20 protein-coding genes and 3 tRNA genes are annotated in these 20,904 nt (G+C 39.7%); 1 reads left to right on the top strand and 22 read right to left on the bottom strand.

The annotated features are described in order from the left end of the window. The 5 genes from QZ334_RS02330 to QZ334_RS02310 form a co-directional block, all read right to left on the bottom strand. A partial coding sequence (locus tag QZ334_RS02330; RefSeq protein ID WP_295231614.1) for a hypothetical protein occupies positions 1 to 975 on the bottom strand: 975 nt, incomplete at its 3' end. 78 nt (positions 976 to 1,053) lie between these two features. Beyond that, positions 1,054 to 1,139 (bottom strand) — tRNA-Leu (locus QZ334_RS02325). 12 nt (positions 1,140 to 1,151) lie between these two features. Then, positions 1,152 to 1,227 (bottom strand) — tRNA-Phe (locus QZ334_RS02320). Between the two features lie 21 nt (positions 1,228 to 1,248). Further along, positions 1,249 to 1,324, bottom strand: a tRNA-Asp gene (locus tag QZ334_RS02315). Positions 1,325 to 1,609: 285 nt separating this feature from the next. After that, positions 1,610 to 2,818: an inverse autotransporter beta domain-containing protein gene (locus QZ334_RS02310; protein WP_295231611.1), complete on the bottom strand. Its 1,209-nt coding sequence runs from the start codon at positions 2,816 to 2,818 to the stop codon at positions 1,610 to 1,612. Positions 2,819 to 3,075: 257 nt separating this feature from the next. Here QZ334_RS02310 and QZ334_RS02305 point away from each other — a divergent pair, with 257 nt between their 5' ends. Beyond that, positions 3,076 to 3,693 carry a hypothetical protein gene (locus QZ334_RS02305; protein WP_295231609.1) on the top strand — a complete coding sequence of 206 codons (618 nt, stop codon included), beginning with the start codon at positions 3,076 to 3,078 and terminating at the stop codon, positions 3,691 to 3,693. Between the two features lie 158 nt (positions 3,694 to 3,851). Here the strand turns inward: QZ334_RS02305 and QZ334_RS02300 are convergent, their stop codons facing one another. The 17 genes from QZ334_RS02300 to QZ334_RS02220 all read right to left on the bottom strand — a co-directional run. Continuing rightward, on the bottom strand, positions 3,852 to 4,229 hold the full coding sequence (locus QZ334_RS02300; RefSeq protein WP_295231606.1) for a PaaI family thioesterase: 378 nt from the start codon (positions 4,227 to 4,229) through the stop codon (positions 3,852 to 3,854). Further along, the gene (gene menC / locus QZ334_RS02295) at positions 4,226 to 5,377 is read right to left on the bottom strand and encodes an o-succinylbenzoate synthase (RefSeq protein WP_295231603.1); all 1,152 of its coding nucleotides are present in this window, start codon (positions 5,375 to 5,377) and stop codon (positions 4,226 to 4,228) included. The genes QZ334_RS02300 and menC overlap by 4 nt, the downstream gene beginning before the upstream one ends. A gap of 7 nt (positions 5,378 to 5,384) precedes the next feature. Then, positions 5,385 to 6,770 carry an o-succinylbenzoate--CoA ligase gene (gene menE / locus QZ334_RS02290; protein ID WP_295231600.1) on the bottom strand — a complete coding sequence of 462 codons (1,386 nt, stop codon included), beginning with the start codon at positions 6,768 to 6,770 and terminating at the stop codon, positions 5,385 to 5,387. A gap of 146 nt (positions 6,771 to 6,916) precedes the next feature. Further along, entirely contained in the window at positions 6,917 to 7,759 is an 843-nt protein-coding gene (gene menB / locus QZ334_RS02285) for a 1,4-dihydroxy-2-naphthoyl-CoA synthase (protein ID WP_005387880.1), read from the bottom strand. A gap of 4 nt (positions 7,760 to 7,763) precedes the next feature. Beyond that, positions 7,764 to 8,624 (bottom strand): 2-succinyl-6-hydroxy-2,4-cyclohexadiene-1-carboxylate synthase, encoded by an 861-nt coding sequence (menH, locus tag QZ334_RS02280; protein WP_295231598.1) that lies wholly within the window; start codon positions 8,622 to 8,624, stop codon positions 7,764 to 7,766. Further along, positions 8,621 to 10,411 carry a 2-succinyl-5-enolpyruvyl-6-hydroxy-3-cyclohexene-1-carboxylic-acid synthase gene (gene menD / locus QZ334_RS02275; protein WP_295231595.1) on the bottom strand — a complete coding sequence of 597 codons (1,791 nt, stop codon included), beginning with the start codon at positions 10,409 to 10,411 and terminating at the stop codon, positions 8,621 to 8,623. Before menD ends, menH begins: the two co-directional genes overlap by 4 nt. Before the next feature lie 39 nt (positions 10,412 to 10,450). Continuing rightward, entirely contained in the window at positions 10,451 to 11,593 is a 1,143-nt protein-coding gene (locus tag QZ334_RS02270; RefSeq protein WP_295231593.1) for an isochorismate synthase, read from the bottom strand. Positions 11,594 to 11,890: 297 nt separating this feature from the next. Next, entirely contained in the window at positions 11,891 to 13,153 is a 1,263-nt protein-coding gene (purD, locus tag QZ334_RS02265; protein ID WP_295231590.1) for a phosphoribosylamine--glycine ligase, read from the bottom strand. A gap of 92 nt (positions 13,154 to 13,245) precedes the next feature. Further along, the gene (gene purH / locus QZ334_RS02260; RefSeq protein WP_295231588.1) at positions 13,246 to 14,775 is read right to left on the bottom strand and encodes a bifunctional phosphoribosylaminoimidazolecarboxamide formyltransferase/IMP cyclohydrolase; all 1,530 of its coding nucleotides are present in this window, start codon (positions 14,773 to 14,775) and stop codon (positions 13,246 to 13,248) included. Positions 14,776 to 14,799: 24 nt separating this feature from the next. Then, positions 14,800 to 15,417, bottom strand: coding sequence for a phosphoribosylglycinamide formyltransferase (purN, locus tag QZ334_RS02255; protein WP_295231584.1), 618 nt, complete (start codon positions 15,415 to 15,417; stop codon positions 14,800 to 14,802). Further along, a complete protein-coding gene (gene purM, locus QZ334_RS02250; RefSeq protein ID WP_295231583.1) occupies positions 15,410 to 16,471 on the bottom strand; it encodes a phosphoribosylformylglycinamidine cyclo-ligase in 1,062 nt (353 codons plus the stop codon). The genes purN and purM overlap by 8 nt, the downstream gene beginning before the upstream one ends. Beyond that, a complete protein-coding gene (gene purF / locus QZ334_RS02245; protein ID WP_295231580.1) occupies positions 16,458 to 17,876 on the bottom strand; it encodes an amidophosphoribosyltransferase in 1,419 nt (472 codons plus the stop codon). The genes purM and purF overlap by 14 nt, the downstream gene beginning before the upstream one ends. 9 nt (positions 17,877 to 17,885) lie before the next feature. After that, complete coding sequence (gene purC, locus QZ334_RS02240) at positions 17,886 to 18,614, bottom strand: phosphoribosylaminoimidazolesuccinocarboxamide synthase (protein ID WP_119206619.1); 729 nt, start codon at positions 18,612 to 18,614, stop codon at positions 17,886 to 17,888. Positions 18,615 to 18,720: 106 nt separating this feature from the next. Further along, positions 18,721 to 19,212, bottom strand: a complete 492-nt coding sequence (gene purE / locus QZ334_RS02235) for a 5-(carboxyamino)imidazole ribonucleotide mutase (RefSeq protein ID WP_295231577.1) — start codon at positions 19,210 to 19,212, stop codon at positions 18,721 to 18,723. Positions 19,213 to 19,648: 436 nt separating this feature from the next. Continuing rightward, positions 19,649 to 20,089: a hypothetical protein gene (locus QZ334_RS02230; RefSeq protein WP_227721345.1), complete on the bottom strand. Its 441-nt coding sequence runs from the start codon at positions 20,087 to 20,089 to the stop codon at positions 19,649 to 19,651. An 8-nt stretch (positions 20,090 to 20,097) separates the two neighbouring features. Beyond that, positions 20,098 to 20,547, bottom strand: a complete 450-nt coding sequence (locus QZ334_RS02225) for a hypothetical protein (RefSeq protein WP_005387851.1) — start codon at positions 20,545 to 20,547, stop codon at positions 20,098 to 20,100. Positions 20,548 to 20,573: 26 nt separating this feature from the next. Further along, on the bottom strand, positions 20,574 to 20,904 hold a 331-nt coding region (locus QZ334_RS02220; RefSeq protein WP_295231573.1), incomplete at its 5' end, for a phosphoribosyltransferase family protein.

The raw sequence follows: 20,904 nt of genomic DNA, 5'->3' as shown, positions 1-20,904 counted from the left end.
TGCATATAGAGAATCTGCATAAGCCATATTCGAATCGATATATCGTTTAACATACACATTGGATATATCAGCTTTTAAAACAACTACTTTAGAATTTGAAAGCGCTTCATCAATATATGGCTTTAATTGTTCCGGTGTGCCTCCAAATGCAAATTGTACATAAGCCCTACCTTGTAAAAAGCCTGGATTACTATGCATATGAATATTTTTTGCAAAACTTGGCATATTTTTGGGGAAGCCTGGAATCATAGGCATCCTTTTATAATCCTTTGGATTATTGATAGGATACTGAATCAATTCTATAGGTTTAAAAAAACTTTCCAAAGATTCTTTAATTTCAGCTTTAGATCTAGCCGTAAATAGATCATGTCCTTTTCCCTTATTTTTATCTAAATATTCTCGAATTTCCCTTTCATTTGCTGCATCCCGATCGGCACGAGTTCGATAATCTTTAGTATTAACGGGATTCGTTAGCTTAATTTCCCCTTTACCATTCTTTTTCATATATGGGCTCACAATGCGTAAGGGTTTTTCTCGACCACCAATAAAATAGCCTTCATTACGTGTTGATTCAGTATTATAGTGTTTAATTTCTTTTAGTGCTGTTTCATCCTTATCATTATAAAGTGGATCAAACGTTTTATATTCACTTCCAAAATCAGGTTTTTCTGATGTTTTTAATCGTTGAGAACCGTGCTCCTTCTCCATCCGCTCTAATATAATTTCATCGCCCATTGAAAGTGCCTTCGTATCTATCGATTTATCTTTTATAACAGCTTTAAAAGCACTAGGAATAACCTCGACAAAATCTACTTTTACTGGGCCTTTTATTTGTACAAACTGTTTTAACTTTGTATTATTTTTTTGTTCAATACTTATATTTTGATTCTGACTATCTACTACTTCTGCTGCAAAACCAGACTGACTATATAATGCTAGTGAAAGTATCATCAGCACAAAATATTTCTTATTCATTTCTCTCTCCCATATACACCCACAATATTTAAGGCGATAGCAAAAAGGACCTACAGTAAACTGTAGGTCCTTATATCTTGGTGCGGTTGGAGGGACTTGAACCCTCACGAGCGTACGCTCACCACCCCCTCAAGATGGCGTGTCTGCCATTCCACCACAACCGCATGGAATACAAATGGTGCCTCAGGACAGAATCGAACTGTCGACACACGGATTTTCAGTCCGTTGCTCTACCAACTGAGCTACCGAGGCACGTTTTTTTGTAAAAAAAAATGGCGACCCCGATCAGATTTGAACTGACGATCTTCGCCGTGACAGGGCGACATGTTAACCGCTACACCACGGGGCCGCGTATCAACTCTCGTTGACTACTCGTATATATTAACATGAGGTAACCTACTAATGCAAGTACTTTTTTCTAATTTTTTGATGAATTTTTCCAAAATATATGAAATTAGGAATTATCTACCAAAAATCATATAGATTTGTCGTTTATATGTAAAATACTCAGCCATACGCAATATTTCATAGATCTATAAAAAAATTGGTATCCACCTATTCTAAATAATAGATAGATACCAATTCATTAAGCTTTATTAAGAAATGTTAATCATCATACTTAATAAAATTCTAATTATATATGGTCCCATGGATGTTCACGGTAATTGTGTTCCTTGTAGGACTCAACAACCATTTCATTACGTTTAACTTTATCAAGCATCTTAGAACGCGCTGTAGTCATAACGTCTTCACTATGTTTTCCACCAAAGTATGCATATCTAGATTTACCTAATGTATACATAACAGATACATAAGGTTCCACAGATGTAACATTATTCTTGTTAAAGCCTAAATCTACTGCAAGATGTGGTGTTACATTTAATTTAGCCCCCATTTTTAGACCATGTATAGAGTTCCACTTATGTTGATTAATATAGAACATATTTTCAGGATGTTCACTTGGGCTTTTAGCCTTCCATTGATATACATCTATGTAAGTAGAAACCCAACGTGCATTTTTATAATCACGCGTATATCGAATGTTAAAGCCATCTAATACATGTTCGTAAGCATATCGATATCGTAACATGCCATTATCCGTATCAGCTAATGGATCACCAGGCATAGTATCATGAAATTCATCTGCTCGCGGAATAATCTTAACATTATTCCAGAAAAGATAAGGTTCTGTCTTCTTCTCTGATAAGCCATGATATATATTCGCACTAATTGTATTTAATCCAGTAACATATTCTAAACCTCCCCCAATACGAGAGAATTTATCTTTAAAAGCATAGTCATAAAAAGCATTCGCACCAATGTAAGCATGCTCATGTTTACTAAGTCGACGATAACCAACACCAACACTACCAACTACACCAAGAGAATCATGTTCGATAGTTTCACCTTTATCATAATAAGAAGGTTGTACGTAAGCTCTAGCACCGTTACCACCATACCAATATGCATCTCTAGAAATCTTTTGTCCACCATTCCCCTCTAAACGACCTTGAACAAATAAAACTGATTTAGAGTCTTGATCATAATGTTTAATTGGCTGTATGGTTTCTACAAAATATTGCGATTTCACTTTTTGACTAGAGCTATGCTCACTATGATATACCACAGGTGTGCTTAAATGATGTGGATTAACTGCCGTCTTATAGTCACGATAGTTATCTTTTTGAGTGCTTTGTACCGCCACCCCTATATCAGTACGATCCATCCAGCTTGATTGAACTTTTTCTCCATTATCTTTATCTGCTGCTAATGCGCATGTAGCAAAACTACATGTCAATGCTGTACATACTAAAGATTTAATAATCACCTTTTTACTAGCCATAGTCTCCCCTTCTTTATATGAAATTTTCATGAAAGATACTTTTATTATATATTCTTTAGTTGGCTAAAGCAAGAATATGTCCTATCCACTTTATAGCATATATATTCGCTACAGTTTATTAGTACATATATTTGAAAGTTCTACTGTTTTAAGTATTACTAATTAATAATTATAGTGAATCGTCTTTGACTATGATAAAATAAATATATATTATATAAATAATAAGAATGTAATATAAAATACTTTGGAGTAATACAATGAAATCAAAATCACTTATAACAATTTTAATTGTTGCTATTGTAGGTGCGCTTGCAGCAACATGGTATTTCATGTGGTACATTCCCCACACACCAGCCTATACGTTAAAAATTATTCATCAAGCCGTGCAAGATAAAGATGCCGATGAGGCTTTACGCCACATAGATACAAAATCTATTGTAAAAAATATCTTAGAACGGGAAGGCAACAAATATATAGATACATCTAATCCATTTGGTAAAGCTACTATTGCAGCAGCTAAGACATTTGGGCCTTCTTTAATCGAAGATGTGATGCGAAAATATATCGAAGATCCAGACAGCTTTAAATCTCAGCCAACAACTACAGATACTAACAATACGGCTCAAAGTGATGACAACATGTCCATGGTCGACCGTCTTGTAGATGGCCGCCTCTTCAAAGAGCATGATGTAGAGGTTAAAAACATCAAATCTGAAGACGATGGAGATACAGCCACCGTAACAGTAACAATACAAAATAACAAAAAGAATATGACAAAAGATATACGAGTTTTGATGCGTCATTTAGGTGATGGCACATGGGTTATTTATGATATTCCAGATATAGAAGACTTATATACAGTAACTCGTAAATAGCTAGTAACAAGCAATAAGCAATAAATAATTATTAACTTATACGGAACCTAAAAAGGACAGTAGATACTAACATAGTATTTACTGTCCTTTTATCATTATCTATTACCTATTACCTATTACGTATTACGCACTAGTTATTAGTTATTTGTTATTATCTATTACCGATCAAAGTCCACAATGGCTAATGTTACGGTCACTTGAGAGATGAGTCGTTCTGCATCGTCCTTCATATCAAAGCGCCATACATGTGAGGTCTTCCCTTTTACCAATAGTGTACCATGGGCCGTTAAAGAGCCTTCACATCGTACAGGACGCAAGTGATTAGCTGTAATAGATTGACCGACACCAAATTTATCAGCACCAATAAGTTCGTTACTCATCATTCCCGCTGCAATTTCTGCAAAGGCTAGGGTCGCCCCTCCATTTAGGTAACCTTGCGGTTGCTTGTGAAAGTCACCTAAATTCATTTTGGCCACACATGTAGTGTCACTTGTCATATGAGGCTTTTCAATTTGTAAAGATTCAATCAAATTCATAGTGTTCGTTTCTCCATGCAATACGCTTCTAATCTATCATCAAAAACGGTTACACCTAGCCCATCACCATCAGGTACGTGCATTACACCATTTTTAAAAGTGAGGTCGGGATAGATGAGGTCTCGTTCAAAGTATCTATTAGAATCCGATAGGTCTCCTGCCATATAGGAATCACCTAGTGCAGCGAGTTGAGCATGGAGCATTTTAGAAACTCCAGACTCCACCATGCTACCAATCCAATACGGAATATGACTTTCTCTACAAAGATTAATAGCTGCCTTCGTTGGCACAAGACCGCTCATGCGCCCTACTTTTATATTAAGTACGTCAATTAGGCCATATTCAATAGCATAGGATAAATCATCATAGCCTAATATAGATTCATCTAAACAGATAGGTGTTTCGATGTTCCAATCATCATTGTTAAGACGTTCCCACTTCCATTCCTTATAGGATTGGAGTGTCGTCATAGCAAAGGGCTCTTCTATACAAGCTAGATTCAAATCGTTAAATTGACGAACCTTGTCAATATCATCATAGGAATAGCTTTGGTTCGCGTCAGCAGCTAAAACTAAGTTTGGATACTGCTTACGGACGAGAGATACTCGTTCATAGCCATCTGTGGGATTCACCTTTAACTTAATACGCTTACAACCATTTGCCACATGAGCTTCTACGGTATCTAACAATTGTTCCATCGGTACATCACCGATGACAACGCCACTTTCAATTGTATCTTGTAAGGGCTGTCCCATAATATAGGAAACGGAATTTACACCCAGTCTCTCACAGTGAAGATTAATAAGGGCATTTTCTACAGCAGCAATGGTCATTGGCATATGATCTCTATTCAGCCAGAACTGTAGCTGGCGTACATAGGTCATAAGCGGTTTAGGCCGCATCAAACGGAGATTAAATATATAATCATCCACTAATTTCTTCCAACATGTATCTACGGTTTCTGCTGTATAGAATGGGTCTGTGAAAGCCACACATTCCCCATAGCCAACATAACCTTGTTGGTCCTCAATGCGAATGACAATGGTCTCCCTGTCTTTTACCTCACCCTTGGCGGTTTTAAAATTAAACTTCATCGGTAGTTTAAGGCGATATGTAGTTATGCTTTTAAAATTTAAAATATCATTCATAGACGCCTCAATCTTCTAAACGCAGTTTATTACGCACAATTTTACCGGTCCCATTACGAGGTAATGCAGGTAAAATTTTTACATATTTAGGAACTTTATACTTTGCCAAGGAATTAGTCATAAAGGATAGAAGCTCATCAGCCGTCATACTTTCACCATCATGAAAAGCTACAAAAAGCGCTGGTACTTGCCCCCATTTAGGATCAGATACAGGTACTACGGCACACTCTTTCACCGCTGGCAATGTATAGACTAGGTCCTCTAATTCCTTAGGATAAATATTTTCACCACCAGAAATAATAAGGTCTTTGCGGCGATTCAGAATATATACAAAGCCATCTTCATCGACATAGCCGATATCGTCTGTATTAAGATCACCGTCGATAGGTTCCTTGTCGATATACCCAGTCATAACCATAGGGCCCGTCAAATGGATTTCACCGACTCCATCCGCATCAGGATTATCAATGCGAATCTGCATACCAGGTAATGGTTTACCTACAGAATCTCGTTTATGTGGATAATCCAATACGGAGAAGGTCACGCTTTGACTAAAGGTTTCCGTCATGCCATAGGTCTTATAAATTGGCAATGATTTCTTTTCACAAGCATCGATGAGAGCCATAGGAATGAACTCGCCACCGAGCAGAATCACTCGTAATGTATGATGTGTAATCTTCGGTTCTAATTGTGTTAAAATAGTAGGCACAAGAGACATCATATTGATTTTCTCGGTTTCAATGAGTTCCAAAACCTTTGCCTCATCGTATTTAGGCAATATAGTGATAGCCGTTCCATTATAAAGAGAGCGCATCAAGATAGATAATCCACTGACATGAAATAGCGGTAATACCATGAGCCAATTATCTTGGTCAGTTTTACCAAGCACCTCTTGAGACGCTTGTACATGAGCCCTAATTTGCCCCCATCGTAGTGGTACTGATTTAAACTGACCTGTTGTAGCGCTAGTGTTCATAATGGCCGCAATGTCTGCATCATCAAAGTTCCAATCAAAAGTGTCCTCTAAATTCAGATTAGACAGAATGGATTCTAGCGGTTCAAACTCAATGGTACGTAGTAAACTAGGCAGTTGATTATACCGTTCTTTACTATGTAATACGGTAGTAATACCTAATTGTTTCAATTGGTTTCCGATCTCGTTGGGCTTAAGATATACATTCAGTAACAATACCTCTTTATGGGCTAGCATAGCTGCCAGTACATAAATTGCCATAGTAACAGAGTTGTCCGATAAAATAGCTACACGGGAGCTTTCAAGATGTATCAATTCACTAGCCACATGGAGCACACCGCCATATATATCGTTATAGGTATATTCATTTATACATATGCGATTAGGATAGTGCTGTGCACCATACCGTAACCATTCCATCGTCTCACCTCGTATCTAAAGATAATGCCTTATGATTAATAATTAATAACAAAAGATATTATAAGAAAGGCGCCTCATATAGAGGCGCACTTTACGTTTTTACAATACATTCCATCCCTAGTACTAGACTAGTACATCTATTCCGATTAAGGGAATTTAGGGAATTGTTTGAAGTTCGGTTTACGTTTTTCTTTAAATGCATCACGACCTTCTTTTGCTTCATCGATTGTGTAGTACATCAATGTAGCGTCGCCTGCGAATTGTTGTAAGCCTGCAAGACCGTCTGTGTCAGCGTTGAAGGCACCTTTCAACATGCGCAATGCCATTGGGGACAATTCAAGAATTTCGTTACACCATTGAACTGTTTCCTCTTCCAATTTGTCGAATGGTACAACACAGTTAACCATGCCCATTTCATAAGCTTGAGCAGCTGTGTATTGACGGCAAAGGAACCATACTTCACGAGCGCGTTTATGACCGATCATGCGAGCCAAGTAACCTGCACCGTAACCAGCATCGAAGGAACCTACGCGAGGACCTGTTTGACCAAATTTAGCATTTTCAGAAGCGATGGTAAGGTCACATACGATGTGCAACACATGGCCGCCACCAATAGCAAAGCCATTAACCATAGCGATTACAGGTTTTGGGATAACGCGAATCAAACGTTGTAAATCAAGAACGTTCAAACGAGGCACATTATCTTCGCCTACATAACCACCATGACCGCGTACGCTTTGGTCACCACCGGAGCAGAATGCTTCTTTGTCTTCACCTTGACCGTGGTTTGCACCAGTCAATACGATTACGCCTACTTCGTTATCTTCACGAGCTACTGTGAAAGCATCGATTAATTCCATAACAGTTTTAGGACGGAACGCGTTACGTACCTGTGGGCGATTAATAGTAATCTTTGCAATGCCATTATATGTTTCGTAAATTACATCTTCATAATTACGATCCAATACTTTCCAATCAAATTTGCTCATGGACTTAACCTTTCTTATGTAAAAAATCTAATACCGCTTGTTCAAAGGCCTGCGGTTTTTCTATATGTACATTATGTCCCGCCCCTTCGACGACGACATGTTTAAAGTTTGGCAACTTGCCAAATACATCTCTTCCTATTGTAGTATATTTTGTATCTAATGCGCCACTCACATATAGGCCTTTACATGATAATTTTTCTAACTGATCACCTATATATGTCATAACACCTTGTCCGGACCCACGAAGGGTACACGCTAATGCGTACGGACTATTATGGGCACGACGTAAATGAATTAATTCAGTGACCGCGGGTAAAAGCTGCTTTTGACTTTCAAAAATAGGAGCCTCCGCCCAACGGGAAGCAAACCAAGAACCATCGTTATGTTCGATTTGGTGAGCTAATTCTTCATCGGCCTTGCGTCGTTCTGCTCGTTCAGCCTCCGAAGCAATCCCTACAGAGCCACTTTCAAGGATAAGCCCTTTGATTTCACTTTCATATTCCAAAGCATAGGAAAGCACAATACGGGCCCCCATGGAATAGCCCATGAGGTAATATCTGTTGCCAACCATATGATAAATAACCGTATGCAAGTCCTCTATCATTTGAGGGATTGTGTAAGCCTGTTCCTCGTCAGGAATATCTGAATCACCATGACCTATCAAATCGATACGGACCAATCGATATCCAGGCAGATTAATAGCGTCCCAAGTGTAGCTCGATTCGGAGAAACCGTGGAGGCACACGATAGGTTCCCCATCGCCTACTACAGTTAAACCATAGCGATAGTCGCCCAAATCAAAGTACATGCGCTGCGCGGGATTGCATAAAGCATTATCTACAATACTGCAAAAATACTGACTCATAGTAATGCCTCCATATCAACTGAAACCTTCGTATATTTCTTATGCAATTCTCTGCTATATTCCCTATTTGTAGGAATTTCAATGATATGAACGCCTGTTTCTTGGCTAACATTAGCCAATACAGAACTCAACTCATCGGGGCTGGAAATTTTAGTATAGCCACAACCATAGAGTTTGGCAGCACCACTATAATCTAATCCTTGCGATGTGGAGAACAAGTAATCAAAATGCTTTGTTCCCTTTTGCGGTAAATATTCAAAAATACCGCCTCCATCATTATTATGCAAAATAATGGTTAAGTTTAGATTATGAGTTTTGGCCACAGCCAATCCATTCAAATCATGGAACAAGGATAAATCTCCTGTTACTAAATACGTAGGCTTGCCATTGGCTGCCAGTCCTAAAGCAGTTGAAATAGTGCCATCAATGCCATTGACGCCTCGGTTGCCGTAAAGAGTCGCTCGAGACTCCCCACTAAACCAGAAATAATCAAAATCCCGAATAGTCATACTGTTAGCAACAAAAATCTGTCCATCGTCAGGGATATGCTCTTGCAACTCGCGTATGGTTCGGCCTTCAAAGCAATGAGGCTCGTCGATAGCTGTACTTAGTTGCTTTTTGCCCTCTTGATCTAACCGTTGCCATATGTTTAAGTATTCATCAGAGTTATTGTTCTTCCTATACAAATGGGTAAAGACATCAATGCTAGCTTGCACATGCATGGTAGTTTTACTTGTTGGATTCATGGAATCCATCGTAGGGTTTACCTCGATGTACTCCACATCAGTCCAGCTAGCAATCATCTGTTGTACACGTTTTGATACAACGATTTGGCCGAACTGAATTACGCAGTCTGGTTTTAACTCATGCCAAAGAGCTTGACCCGCTAATAATGCATCATACGTAGAGATAACAACATTACTAGCATCAATCCCCCCCTTATTATTTTGATTATCTGCCGAGTTATAACGTCGTCTTACATTAGACAACGGATCAGCCAAAATAGGGGCTTGTAAAGCCTCCCCAAAGGAACAAATCGTATTAGCTTCATCTATATCAATCTGTGGGCCTGCTAGGATAAGTATGCGCTCATATCTTTCAAGTAAATCATTAATCTCGTTTGTACCATCATTTCCATGAGCAATATCAACTTCATTATTAATATGAGTCAAATTATTTCTATTATCACAGCCAAACTCACTACTATAGTTTGGTTTAACCACTTTAAAGGAACTGCGACCAGCCTCAAAATGGTTACGGCTCAATTCTGGCACCAATGGTTCAAAGAGAGGCACATTAATATGGACTGGCCCTTTTTTCGTATCCATCGCTTTCATATACGCTTTACGAGCCACTTGACGTGGATATGTATAGTAATGAGATTCTTGAGGCACTGCTAATTCTTCATAATAATTGACAGCAGTACCAAAGATTTTATGCTGATCTACAGTTTGAGGAGCCCCTACATGCAATAATGTATGAGGTCTATCAGCAGATAATACAATGAGCGGTACCCCGCTATATTGAGCTTCCAAAACAGCTGGCAAATAATGGGCCACAGCAGAACCTGAGGTACATACGAGTACAGTCGGTTCTTTATGAGCCTTTGCAATACCAAGAGCCATAAAACTAGCAGAGCGCTCATCTATATTCATATAGGTTTCAAATCCTTCATGCTCCTTGAACAGCATGGCCATCGTCGTAGAACGAGAACCAGGGCTAAACACCGCATGACGGACGCCGAGTTGGTAGAACTCGTCTACCAAGGCAGCAATATATTCATTCATTATATTCCCTTTCAAACACCCCTAAAGGTACGGAAACAATTATAAAGCATCAAGAATTGTACGCATTTTATTATTAGTTTCAGCGTATTCTTCATCCGCATCAGAATCGGCTACAACGCCACATCCTGCATAGGCATACAATACATTACCCATGATAAGAGCAGATCGAATAGCAACCACAACGATGCCGTCCCCCATATCCTTCATAAAGCCAAAAGGCGCTGCGTACATTCCGCGCTCATGGGCTTCATACTCTTGTAATAAGGCTAGAGCCTTTTCTCGAGGTTCACCACCAAGGGCTGGCGTAGGGTGTAACAATTTAGCCCATTCCACAAGAGATTTTGTACTATCCTTTGCGGTAATTATGGTACGCAAATGATAGAGGTGAGATAACTCCATAATGCCCGTTTCCCCCACCGTAACATCTGAAGTGATTTGTTTCATCGTATTCACGATACGGTCACGAACAATATTATGTTCTATAAGATTTTTCTCACTGGTTAGTAATTGCTCCTCAGTCCACGCATTAGGACCATCCTTTGGGGCTGTTCCAGCTAGTGCATAGCTAAGAATTTCACTGCCACGATGGCGCACTAAAATTTCTGGCGATGCCCCTACAAAGGTACGCCCATCCTTTTCATAGCCAAAGATAAAGCAATTGGGATTATTATCTACCAAATTAGCCAAGATACTTGCCACATTGTATGGTGTTTCGCTAGTGAATTCCACCTCGCGAGAGGAGACGACCTTAGTCATCGCACCGCTGCTTATGCCATTGGCAATAGCATTCATCAATCGGTTCCAATCCGCCTTATCATCACTGGTTTCTTTGTAGTTGTGATGAACTCGAGGCACCTCATAATTCTCAATCGGTACACTTTCACCAGCATGTAGATAGAAGGACTCTCCATTTTCTACAATGTAATAATGGGTAAAAGCAATCATTTCATGGCCCATATTAGACCATTTATGGTCTTTTACAGTATCAAAAAAAGTATCCCCATAAAATACATACGCATAATTATGGCGATCCTCATCATCTTTAACCGTCGCTAGACGTTTAGCGCCTACAACGATGCGGTCACTTTGGCGATCCACCCAAAACACGCGTTCTTCATTGGGGAAATTCATCCAAAATGATACCGGACTATTCAGTTTTAACGGTTCTTTGTTATATTTCATAGTTGTATGTCGCTATACGAAAAATAGACTATAGTAAAAACACCTAATATGTAGAAGATGTACTTCTACATATTAGGCGCCATCAATAGGTTTCAAAATGTTGAGATGAGCCTAACGCCATCACACGTCGATGGGCCCTCTTTATATCTACATTATTATAACATAGGTAACCATTAAAAGGTAGAAAATAAAAACCTCTACACCACATGCGCTATGCATAAATGTAGAGGTTTTTATATTTTGAAATGCTATTGTACTATTTAAATACATGTTTACACGTTTTAAAAGATCTTTAGTTTATTTGAAAGCTTTCGCCCCAATATCTGTACGATATTGCATGCCCTCAAAATCGATGTGTTCTATACGTCCATAAGCTCTATCGAGCGCTGTTCTAAGGTCTTTACCAAGGCCCACAACGCCAAGCACGCGGCCGCCATTTGTGACATATTCTTCCCCAACAAGTTTAGTGCCTGAGTGGAATACGATGGTTGTATCATGTTGTTTAATATCCCCATGAATCACATCACCCTTAGAGGATGTTTCAGGATAGCCTTTAGAAGCAAGAATGACACAAGCTGCAGAGGAATCTTTCCATTTCACCATATCAGCTGTTAATGTACCTGTGGCAGAAGCCATCATGATTTGACCTAAATCGCTATCAAGTAATGGCAATACAACTTGTGTTTCTGGATCGCCAAAGCGTGCATTAAATTCTACCACCTTAGGACCTTGAGGCGTAATCATAAGGCCTGCATAAAGACAACCTACATAAGGCATACCCTCTTTTTGCATGGCCGCCACCATAGGTTCTAAGATAGTTTTCATCGCTTCATCACGCAATGAATCTGTAAGCACTGGCGCTGGTGCATAGGTGCCCATGCCACCAGTATTAGGGCCTTTATCACCATCAAAGATGCGTTTATGATCTTGGGAAGCAATCATAGGCACCACAGTCTTACCATCTACAAAGGCAAGTAAGCTAGCTTCTTCACCTTCCATGAATTCTTCGATAACAACGGTGCTGCCTGCATCACCAAAGCGATTACCTCTAAGCATATCTTCTACAGCTGCATTCGCTTCTTCCACGGTCATCGCTACTACAACGCCCTTACCGGCTGCCAAACCGTCAGCTTTCACTACGATAGGAGCACCTGTTTGAGCGATAAATTCTTTTGCTTCATCCACCTTATGGAACACACCATAGGCCGCGGTTGGAATGTTGTATTTTTTCATAAGGTCTTTGGCAAATACCTTAGACCCTTCTAGTTGAGCAGCTGCTTTAGATGGACCAAACACAGGAATTCCTGCCTTATTGAGTGCATCTGCTAGTCCTGCTACAAGAGGAGCCTCTGGACCAACAACGACTAAATCAACGTGATTATCTTTCAAAAAACGAATTAAATGATCGCTTTGCTGCCAATCAATGCCGACTAGCTCTGCACAATCTGACATGGCTGCACTGCCAGGAATGGCATATACCTTTGTTACGCTAGGGCTGATGGACAATCGCCATGCCAATGCATGTTCGCGGCCGCCGTTACCGATTACACATACTTTCATAAGTCCTCCATCGGCGCCTAAACGCCATCAAGTTCATAGTAGAAGAAATAGTTAGTAATTGTGCTTAACTATAAGCTAAATATCTCAACCGATTAATGTTTAAAGTGGCGAATGCTTGTAAACACCATAGCAATCCCTGCTTCGTCAGCAGCTTTGATGGATTCTTCATCGCGAATGGATCCACCTGGTTGAATAATGGCTGCAATACCATGTCTTGCCGCTGTCTCTACAGTATCGCCGAATGGGAAGAATGCATCAGAAGCTAATACAGCGCCTTTAGCAGCTTCACCAGCTTGTTCAAGGGCAATTTTCGCAGAACCAACGCGGTTCATTTGACCCGCCCCAACACCGAGGGTACGTTTTTCATTAGAAATCAAAATAGCGTTGGATTTTACATGTTTTACAAGCTTCCAAGCAAATTCAAGGGCTTTCCATTGTTCCTCTGTTGGTTGTACCTTCGTAACCACTTTATAGTGAGCGCGGTCTTCTTGGATATCATCCTCTGTTTGCACCAATAGACCACCAGAGACTTTTTTCACTGTCACTTGTCCAGACTCAGGTTTAGATAACTCGATGAGACGAATATTCTTCTTTGCTTCAAGGATGTGTAATGCGTCTTTGGTGAAAGCAGGTGCCATGATGACTTCTAAGAAAATTTTGCTCATTTCTCCTGCAGTAGCTGCATCGACTTCACGGTTTAAAGCCACGATACCACCAAAGGCAGATACGGAGTCTGCTTCGTAAGCATTTACATAAGCATCATGCAATATAGCTGCTGTAGCTGCACCACATGGGTTTGTATGCTTAATAATACATGCTGCAGGCTCTGTAAACTCCCACACCATATTCCAAGCTGCTTCCATATCTACGATGTTGTTATAGGAAAGCTCTTTGCCATGGAGTTGTTTCAAGGCCCCCATTCCATGAGCTTTACCGATTTCTTTATAGAATGCCGCTTTTTGATGCGGATTTTCACCATACCGAAGGTCTGTTACCTTTTCATAAGCACTTAAATATTCTGGAGGTGTAGAACCTTCGTTTAAGATACCGCTCATGTAGTTAGCAATAGCTACGTCATAGGCTGCAGTATGAGCAAAGGCTTCTTTCGCTAGACCAAAGCGATAGTCTTTAGTCAATTCTCCATGTTCTTTAAGCATTGCTAAGATTTCGTCATAATGATCTGGATTTACCACAATGCCTACATACGCATGGTTCTTCGCCGCAGAGCGCACCATGGTAGGACCACCGATATCGATATTTTCAATGGCTTCCTCTAAGGATACATTTGGTTTTGCAATGGTTTCACGGAATGGATAGAGATTGACAACCACAAGATCGATTGGTTCAATACCATGATCCTCCATAGCTTTTTGATGTTCCGTATTATCACGGATAGCCAAAATACCACCATGAACCTTTGGATGTAATGTCTTTACACGGCCATCCATCATTTCAGGAAAACCAGTTAAAGATTCTACGGCTTTTGCTGCAATGCCTGCATCAGTAATCGCCTTAAGGGTACCGCCTGTGGAATAAATGGTTACACCTAATTCAACTAATCCCTTTGCAAAGTCTACAATACCTGTTTTATCAGAAACACTAAGTAATGCATTTTTAATCATCTAACGTCTTCCTTTGCTTACACATCAATCTTCAATATATACAACACGACCTTTTATAGTGAGCTTATCCTCACAAAACAGTCGTAACGCCTCTTTATACGTTTTATGCTCAATAGGTAATAATCTATCACTCAAAGTATCCTCTGTATCATCGGGTAATACAGGCACCGTATTCTGCATGATGATAGGGCCCGTATCCATTCCCGCATCAACAAAGTGTACCGTACAACCCGTAATTTTTACGCCTCCGTCAATGGCTTGTTGATGACCATGAAGGCCTGGGAAGGATGGCAATAATGCAGGATGGATATTTAAAATCTTATGCTCATACCGTTCAATGAGCTTAGTCCCAACTATGCGCATATAACCAGCCAATACGATACCGTTCACCTTATAAGGCTCTAAGGCATCTAGCTGAGCCTGTTCAAAACTCGCTTTAGAATCATAATCGCTACGGTCGATGACAATGAGTGGAACATCCCAAGATTTGGAACGTTCTACAATTCCTGCTGTACCATGATCTGTAATAATGACAACAAATTCACCATTAATATAGCCGTCTTGCATGGCCTTATACAGTGCTTCCCCATTGGATCCACGACCACTGGCAAAGAGGGCTAATCGCTTTTTAGAATTACGCATCGAACTCAGCCCCTTTAAGGACAACAGGACCATCACCACTTACGATACGGCCAATTTCATATACAGCTTCACCACGGTTACCAAGATTTTCTTTAACCTTTGCTACATTGTTTTCATCAACGATAAGGATCATACCAATGCCCATGTTGAAAGTGCGATACATTTCAGGCCATGCTACATTGCCCCATTCTTGTAATTTCGTAAATACAGGAAGTCGTGGCCATGTAGTAACATCTACCTCTGCAGTCACACCCTTTGGCAATACGCGAGGAATGTTTTCATAGAACCCACCGCCTGTAATATGAACCATACCCTTTACAAGTTCTTGTTCAATTAGTGGTAAGACTGCTTTTGGATATAAACGTGTAGGTGTCAATAATTCTTCGCCTAAAGTCTTACCAAACTCTGGGATGTCTGTATCAATAGATAATTGTTTGTGGTCGAATACGATTTTACGAACCAAAGAAAAACCGTTGGAATGGACACCAGAAGATGGCAAACCTAAAATGACATCGCCCGCTTTGATACTTTCACCAGTAATCAATTTAGGACGATCAACGATACCAACGGCAAAACCAGCCACATCGTAATCATCGTTATCGTAAAAGCCCGCCATTTCAGCAGTTTCGCCGCCCAGTAAAGCACAGCCAGACTCTTCACAAGCCTCTGCCACACCGCGCACGATATCTGCTACTTTTAGAGGATCAAGTTTACCAACTGCAATGTAGTCGAGGAAGAATAAAGGTGTGGCACCTTGTACGAGAATATCGTTAACACTCATAGCTACGCAGTCTTGGCCAATAGTATCATGCTTATCCATCATGATAGCAAGGCGCAATTTTGTGCCTACCCCATCTGTACCAGATACGAGCATAGGGTCAGACATGGAGTGACCAGCTAAGGAATAGAGGCCCCCAAAACCACCTAAATCACCAACAACACCAGGTGTGTACGTGCGTTTCACGGATTCTTTCATCAATTCTACAGCGCGATTACCAGCATCGATATCAACGCCTGCATCGCGATAGGTTAAACTAGTTTTATTCGAGCACATATTTGACCCCTTCCTCTTGTTCCGCAGGAACCTCTACACTGTAATCACCATTAAAGCAAGCAAAACATAAGTCATTAGGCGCTATATCAGATACAGCGCGACATAAGCCTTCTCGAGATAAATAATGTAATTTATCGGCATTAATATAGTCTTTGATTTCATCTACTGTATGTGTGGCAGCAATGAGCTCTTTACGTACCGATGTATCAATGCCATAGTGACAAGAATACTCAATGGATGGAGAGCTAACGCACATGTACACCTCTTTGGCACCCGCTTCCTTTAGCATCTTAACGATAATACCACTCGTAGTACCACGTACAATAGAGTCATCGATGAGTACAATCCGTTTACCACTTACCACATGAGGTAATGGGTTTAGTTTCATGCGCACAGCTAATTCCCGTTCCTCTTGATTTGGTTTGATAAAGGTACGACCGCTATAGCGATTTTTCACTAACCCTTCTGCAAAAGGAATGCCCGATGCACGAGCATAGCCTAGTGCTGCCGTAGTGCCAGAGTCAGGAATAGACATGACAATATCTGCATCATACTTTGTTTCGTTATATAACTCACGTCCCATATTGAGGCGAGATTGATAAACCGATTGACCATCAATATGACTATCACCGCGTGCAAAATATATATATTCAAAAACGCAGAGCTTCTTATCTATTTTTTCTGGTTCTGCATAGATAACGCTACGCACGCCTGAATCATCGATGATTACCATTTCGCCTGGATCGATGTGACGAATGAACTCAGCCTTAATTGCATCGAAGGCACAGCTTTCACTAGAGAGAACATACCCATTTTCAGTTTTACCTAAGCACAGAGGTCTAAAGCCTTGTGGGTCACGCACACCTACTAAGGAGTCGTTTGTGGTAATAACTAGAGAAAAGGCCCCTTCAATTTGACGTGCCGCATCAGCAATGCGTTCCGCTTGCGTTTCTGCCTTAGAACGAGCAATGAGGTTTACGATAACTTCGGAATCCATTGTCGTTTGGAAGATGGAACCATCCGATTCAAGACGTTTACGAATGGCTAAGGCATTCGTTAAATTACCATTGTGAGCCACCGCAATTTGACCACCTTGGTAATGAATCACTAAAGGTTGAATATTGCGTGGATTATTGGAACCTGTTGTAGAATACCGCACATGACCAGTCCCCATATGGCTTGGTAAGGATGGTAATTCTTTAATGGCCTCAGTCAATAAGCCCATACCTTTTTTTAGTTCTACATCATGACCATCTGTAACGGCAATGCCCGCGCTTTCTTGGCCACGGTGTTGAAGTGCAAAGAGCCCCCAATATACATAGCGTGCTACATCAACGGTTCTATCATAGACACCGAATACACCACACTCTTCATGCCATTTATCAAAAACAGGATCGTAGTTCATTGTGCCCCCTTAGGCGCGTTCGCCAGTAAGACGGAATAACATTTCCTTGTACGCTTCTTCAATATTGCCAAGATCGCGACGGAAGCGGTCTTTGTCGAGCTTTTCACCTGTTGTAGCATCCCAGAAACGGCATGTATCAGGAGAGATTTCGTCGCCTAATAATACTTCACCATTGTGAGTACCAAATTCTAATTTAAAGTCAACAAGGGTTACATTTTTTGTAGCCAAGAATTTTTTCAAAATATCATTTACTTTTAAAGTGATTGTAGAAATTACATCAAGTTGTTCTTGCGTAGCCCAGCCAAGTGCTGTGATTTGGGATTCGTTGGCAAATGGATCGCCTAATTCATCATTTTTGTAGCAGAATTCAAGGATTGGATGTTTAAGAGGAGTACCTTCTTCAATACCAAAGCGTTTAGCCATGGAGCCAGCTGCAATGTTGCGAACAATAACTTCTAAAGGAACGATATCCAAAGTAAGTACTGTTTGATTGCGATCATCTTCGCGACGAACAAAGTGAGTTGGTACACCTTCTTTTTTCAACAATTCAAAGAAGAAGGAAGAAATTTTATTGTTCAATACGCCTTTGCCAAGAATGGTATCATGTTTTTCACCGTTGAATGCAGTAGCATCATCTTTGTAATGAACGATATACTCATCTTTGTTATCTGTTTGATATACTTGTTTTGCTTTACCTTCGTACAATAATGTTAATTTTTCCAAGTCGATGTTAGCCATGATGTGTCTCCTTTATCATAATGAATGATACAAACTATATAATGAATATCTAATAAAAGAATTGAGCTTACTTTATGAGCAATGTAATCTGTAACGAGTTATAAGATTATAGTTTAATAGCGCCTTGTAGCTCTGCATTATCTGCTAGGACTTTTTCGGCCATATCTTTACGATACTGTACATATTGTTCTTTCAATTCTTTGTTGAAAGCTGCTCCAATTTGTACGGCAAATAGTGCTGCATTTTTGGCTCCGTCAACAGCCATTGTCGCTACTGGCATACCAGATGGCATTTGAACAATAGCAAGCAAGGAATCGATACCTTTTAAGGCCGTTGCATTAAGAGGAATACCGATAACAGGTAATGTGGTAAAGCTAGCGACTACGCCAGGTAGATGAGCTGCTGCACCAGCACCAGCGATAAATGCGATAGCCCCTTCATCTTCAAGTCTTGTAACAAATTCTTTTACAGCTTCAGGTGTACGGTGAGCTGAAGCAATTACCATTTCATAAGGAATGTTGAATTCATCAAGTATGGCAGATGCCTTTTTCATTGTGTCTAGGTCAGACTTGCTGCCCATAATAATACCGACCTTCATAGATCCTCCTAATAAAAAAGCCCAGCCGAAATAGACTGGGAAAAATGCGCATAAATAGCCTCCGTAGACTTGCGTTGAGTTTGTTGATTTGCATAGTTCACGGTGCTACCTCCTTCTTGTACACAAATTGTAACACCTAACATTTACAAAATCAACATTATTTTCGAATATTTTTTAATTAATTATTTTTATTATTCGTTATATTCCGAACTATTTGAAAGTATTAAATTTAATTATATCGACGTTATTCAAAATATATGATTAGAAATATATACTCTTTTTTACAAAACCACACATTCTATTAAACTTAGGTCTTTTAAAGTGTTAATGTATATTTTACCAAAAATAAAAAGAGGGTATCCCACCTTTAGAGATAGGATACCCTCTTTCAATTAATTTCCGAACATTACGGCCCTTAATCTGTATTTGTTATTAATTAATGTGTGCCACTTTCAAAAGCAGCTTTCAACTCGCCTACAGCTTCAGGGACATAGTCTACGATAGAAGACATCAATGCATACATTAATGCAGGTTCAAACGCATCGTCACCACACATGTATACACAGTCTAAATATAGACTGGAATCTTGTTCATCAATATATAGTTTATAGTTTTTGTATGTCGCATTGTCGCGGTTGATCAACGCATTCAAGGCATTCATATTTTGTGCGGTTACCTTTTCAGGGCCTAACACCAAACGAATAACACTGTAAATACTGTTATCAAGAATAACAAATAACGGCATATCCCACAATGGGGATTTAATGTAAGAACGGTATACAACAGTACCGTCCTCATCCTCAAAATCCTTACGTTCAAAGGATGTGATTTCTTCGTCTTTTAAAAACTTATCAAATAATAATGCTTTAGGATTCATAACAACCTCTATTTAGCTAAACCAGCTACTTTAAGAATGCCTTTATGTACAGCATCTAAATGTGGTTGAACGACTTCAAGCAATAAATTAACTACTACTGTAGGATCAAATTGCTCAGTCAAACCAGGAACAGACACATCCATATAGATGTTATTGTCTTCATTGCTCACATAGTATTTAGATACTTTATAATCTTGATTCAATGTGTTAAGTTCTTTCAACACAGCAGGAATCACTTTTTCATCAATAGATGTTGTTGTGATAGCAATACGTGCATAGGAGAATGCAGAATCATCCACAACGATGAATACAGGCAAGCTATGCTCATGAACATCCAAACGGCCGTGGTAAACGACTGTATGAAGGTCATCTGTCATTTCTTCCTTTGTAAACCAAGAGTTACCGCCTTTATTTAAGTCAGCAACGAGTAAGTCAAATTTTTCTGCTTTTTGATTCATAATTCCCTCTACAAATAATCAGACTATTAGTCTTCGATAAATACACAACCATTGTCTTTAAATTCTTTAATACGAACTAAAGACTCAACACGATACCCTGCATTTTCAAGGCGTTCACGACCAGGTTGGAAGGATTTTTCGATAGCGATCGCCATACCAACCACTTCATCACCAGCGTCTTCCACCAATTTAGCAAGGCCCATAGCAGCCTCACCAGATGCCAAGAAGTCATCGATGATCAACACTTTTTCACCGGCTGGCAAGAATTTTTTAGAAATAGTAATATCGTAGTTTTCCTCTTTTGTATAAGAGTACACAACACTATGATATACATCATCTACCATAAGAATAGATTTT

The sequence above is a fragment of the Veillonella sp. genome, from assembly GCF_019414865.1.
Lineage (GTDB): Bacteria > Bacillota > Negativicutes > Veillonellales > Veillonellaceae > Veillonella.
Note: the sequence above shows the minus strand (reverse complement) of the source record. Positions and strands in the feature narration are given on the sequence as shown.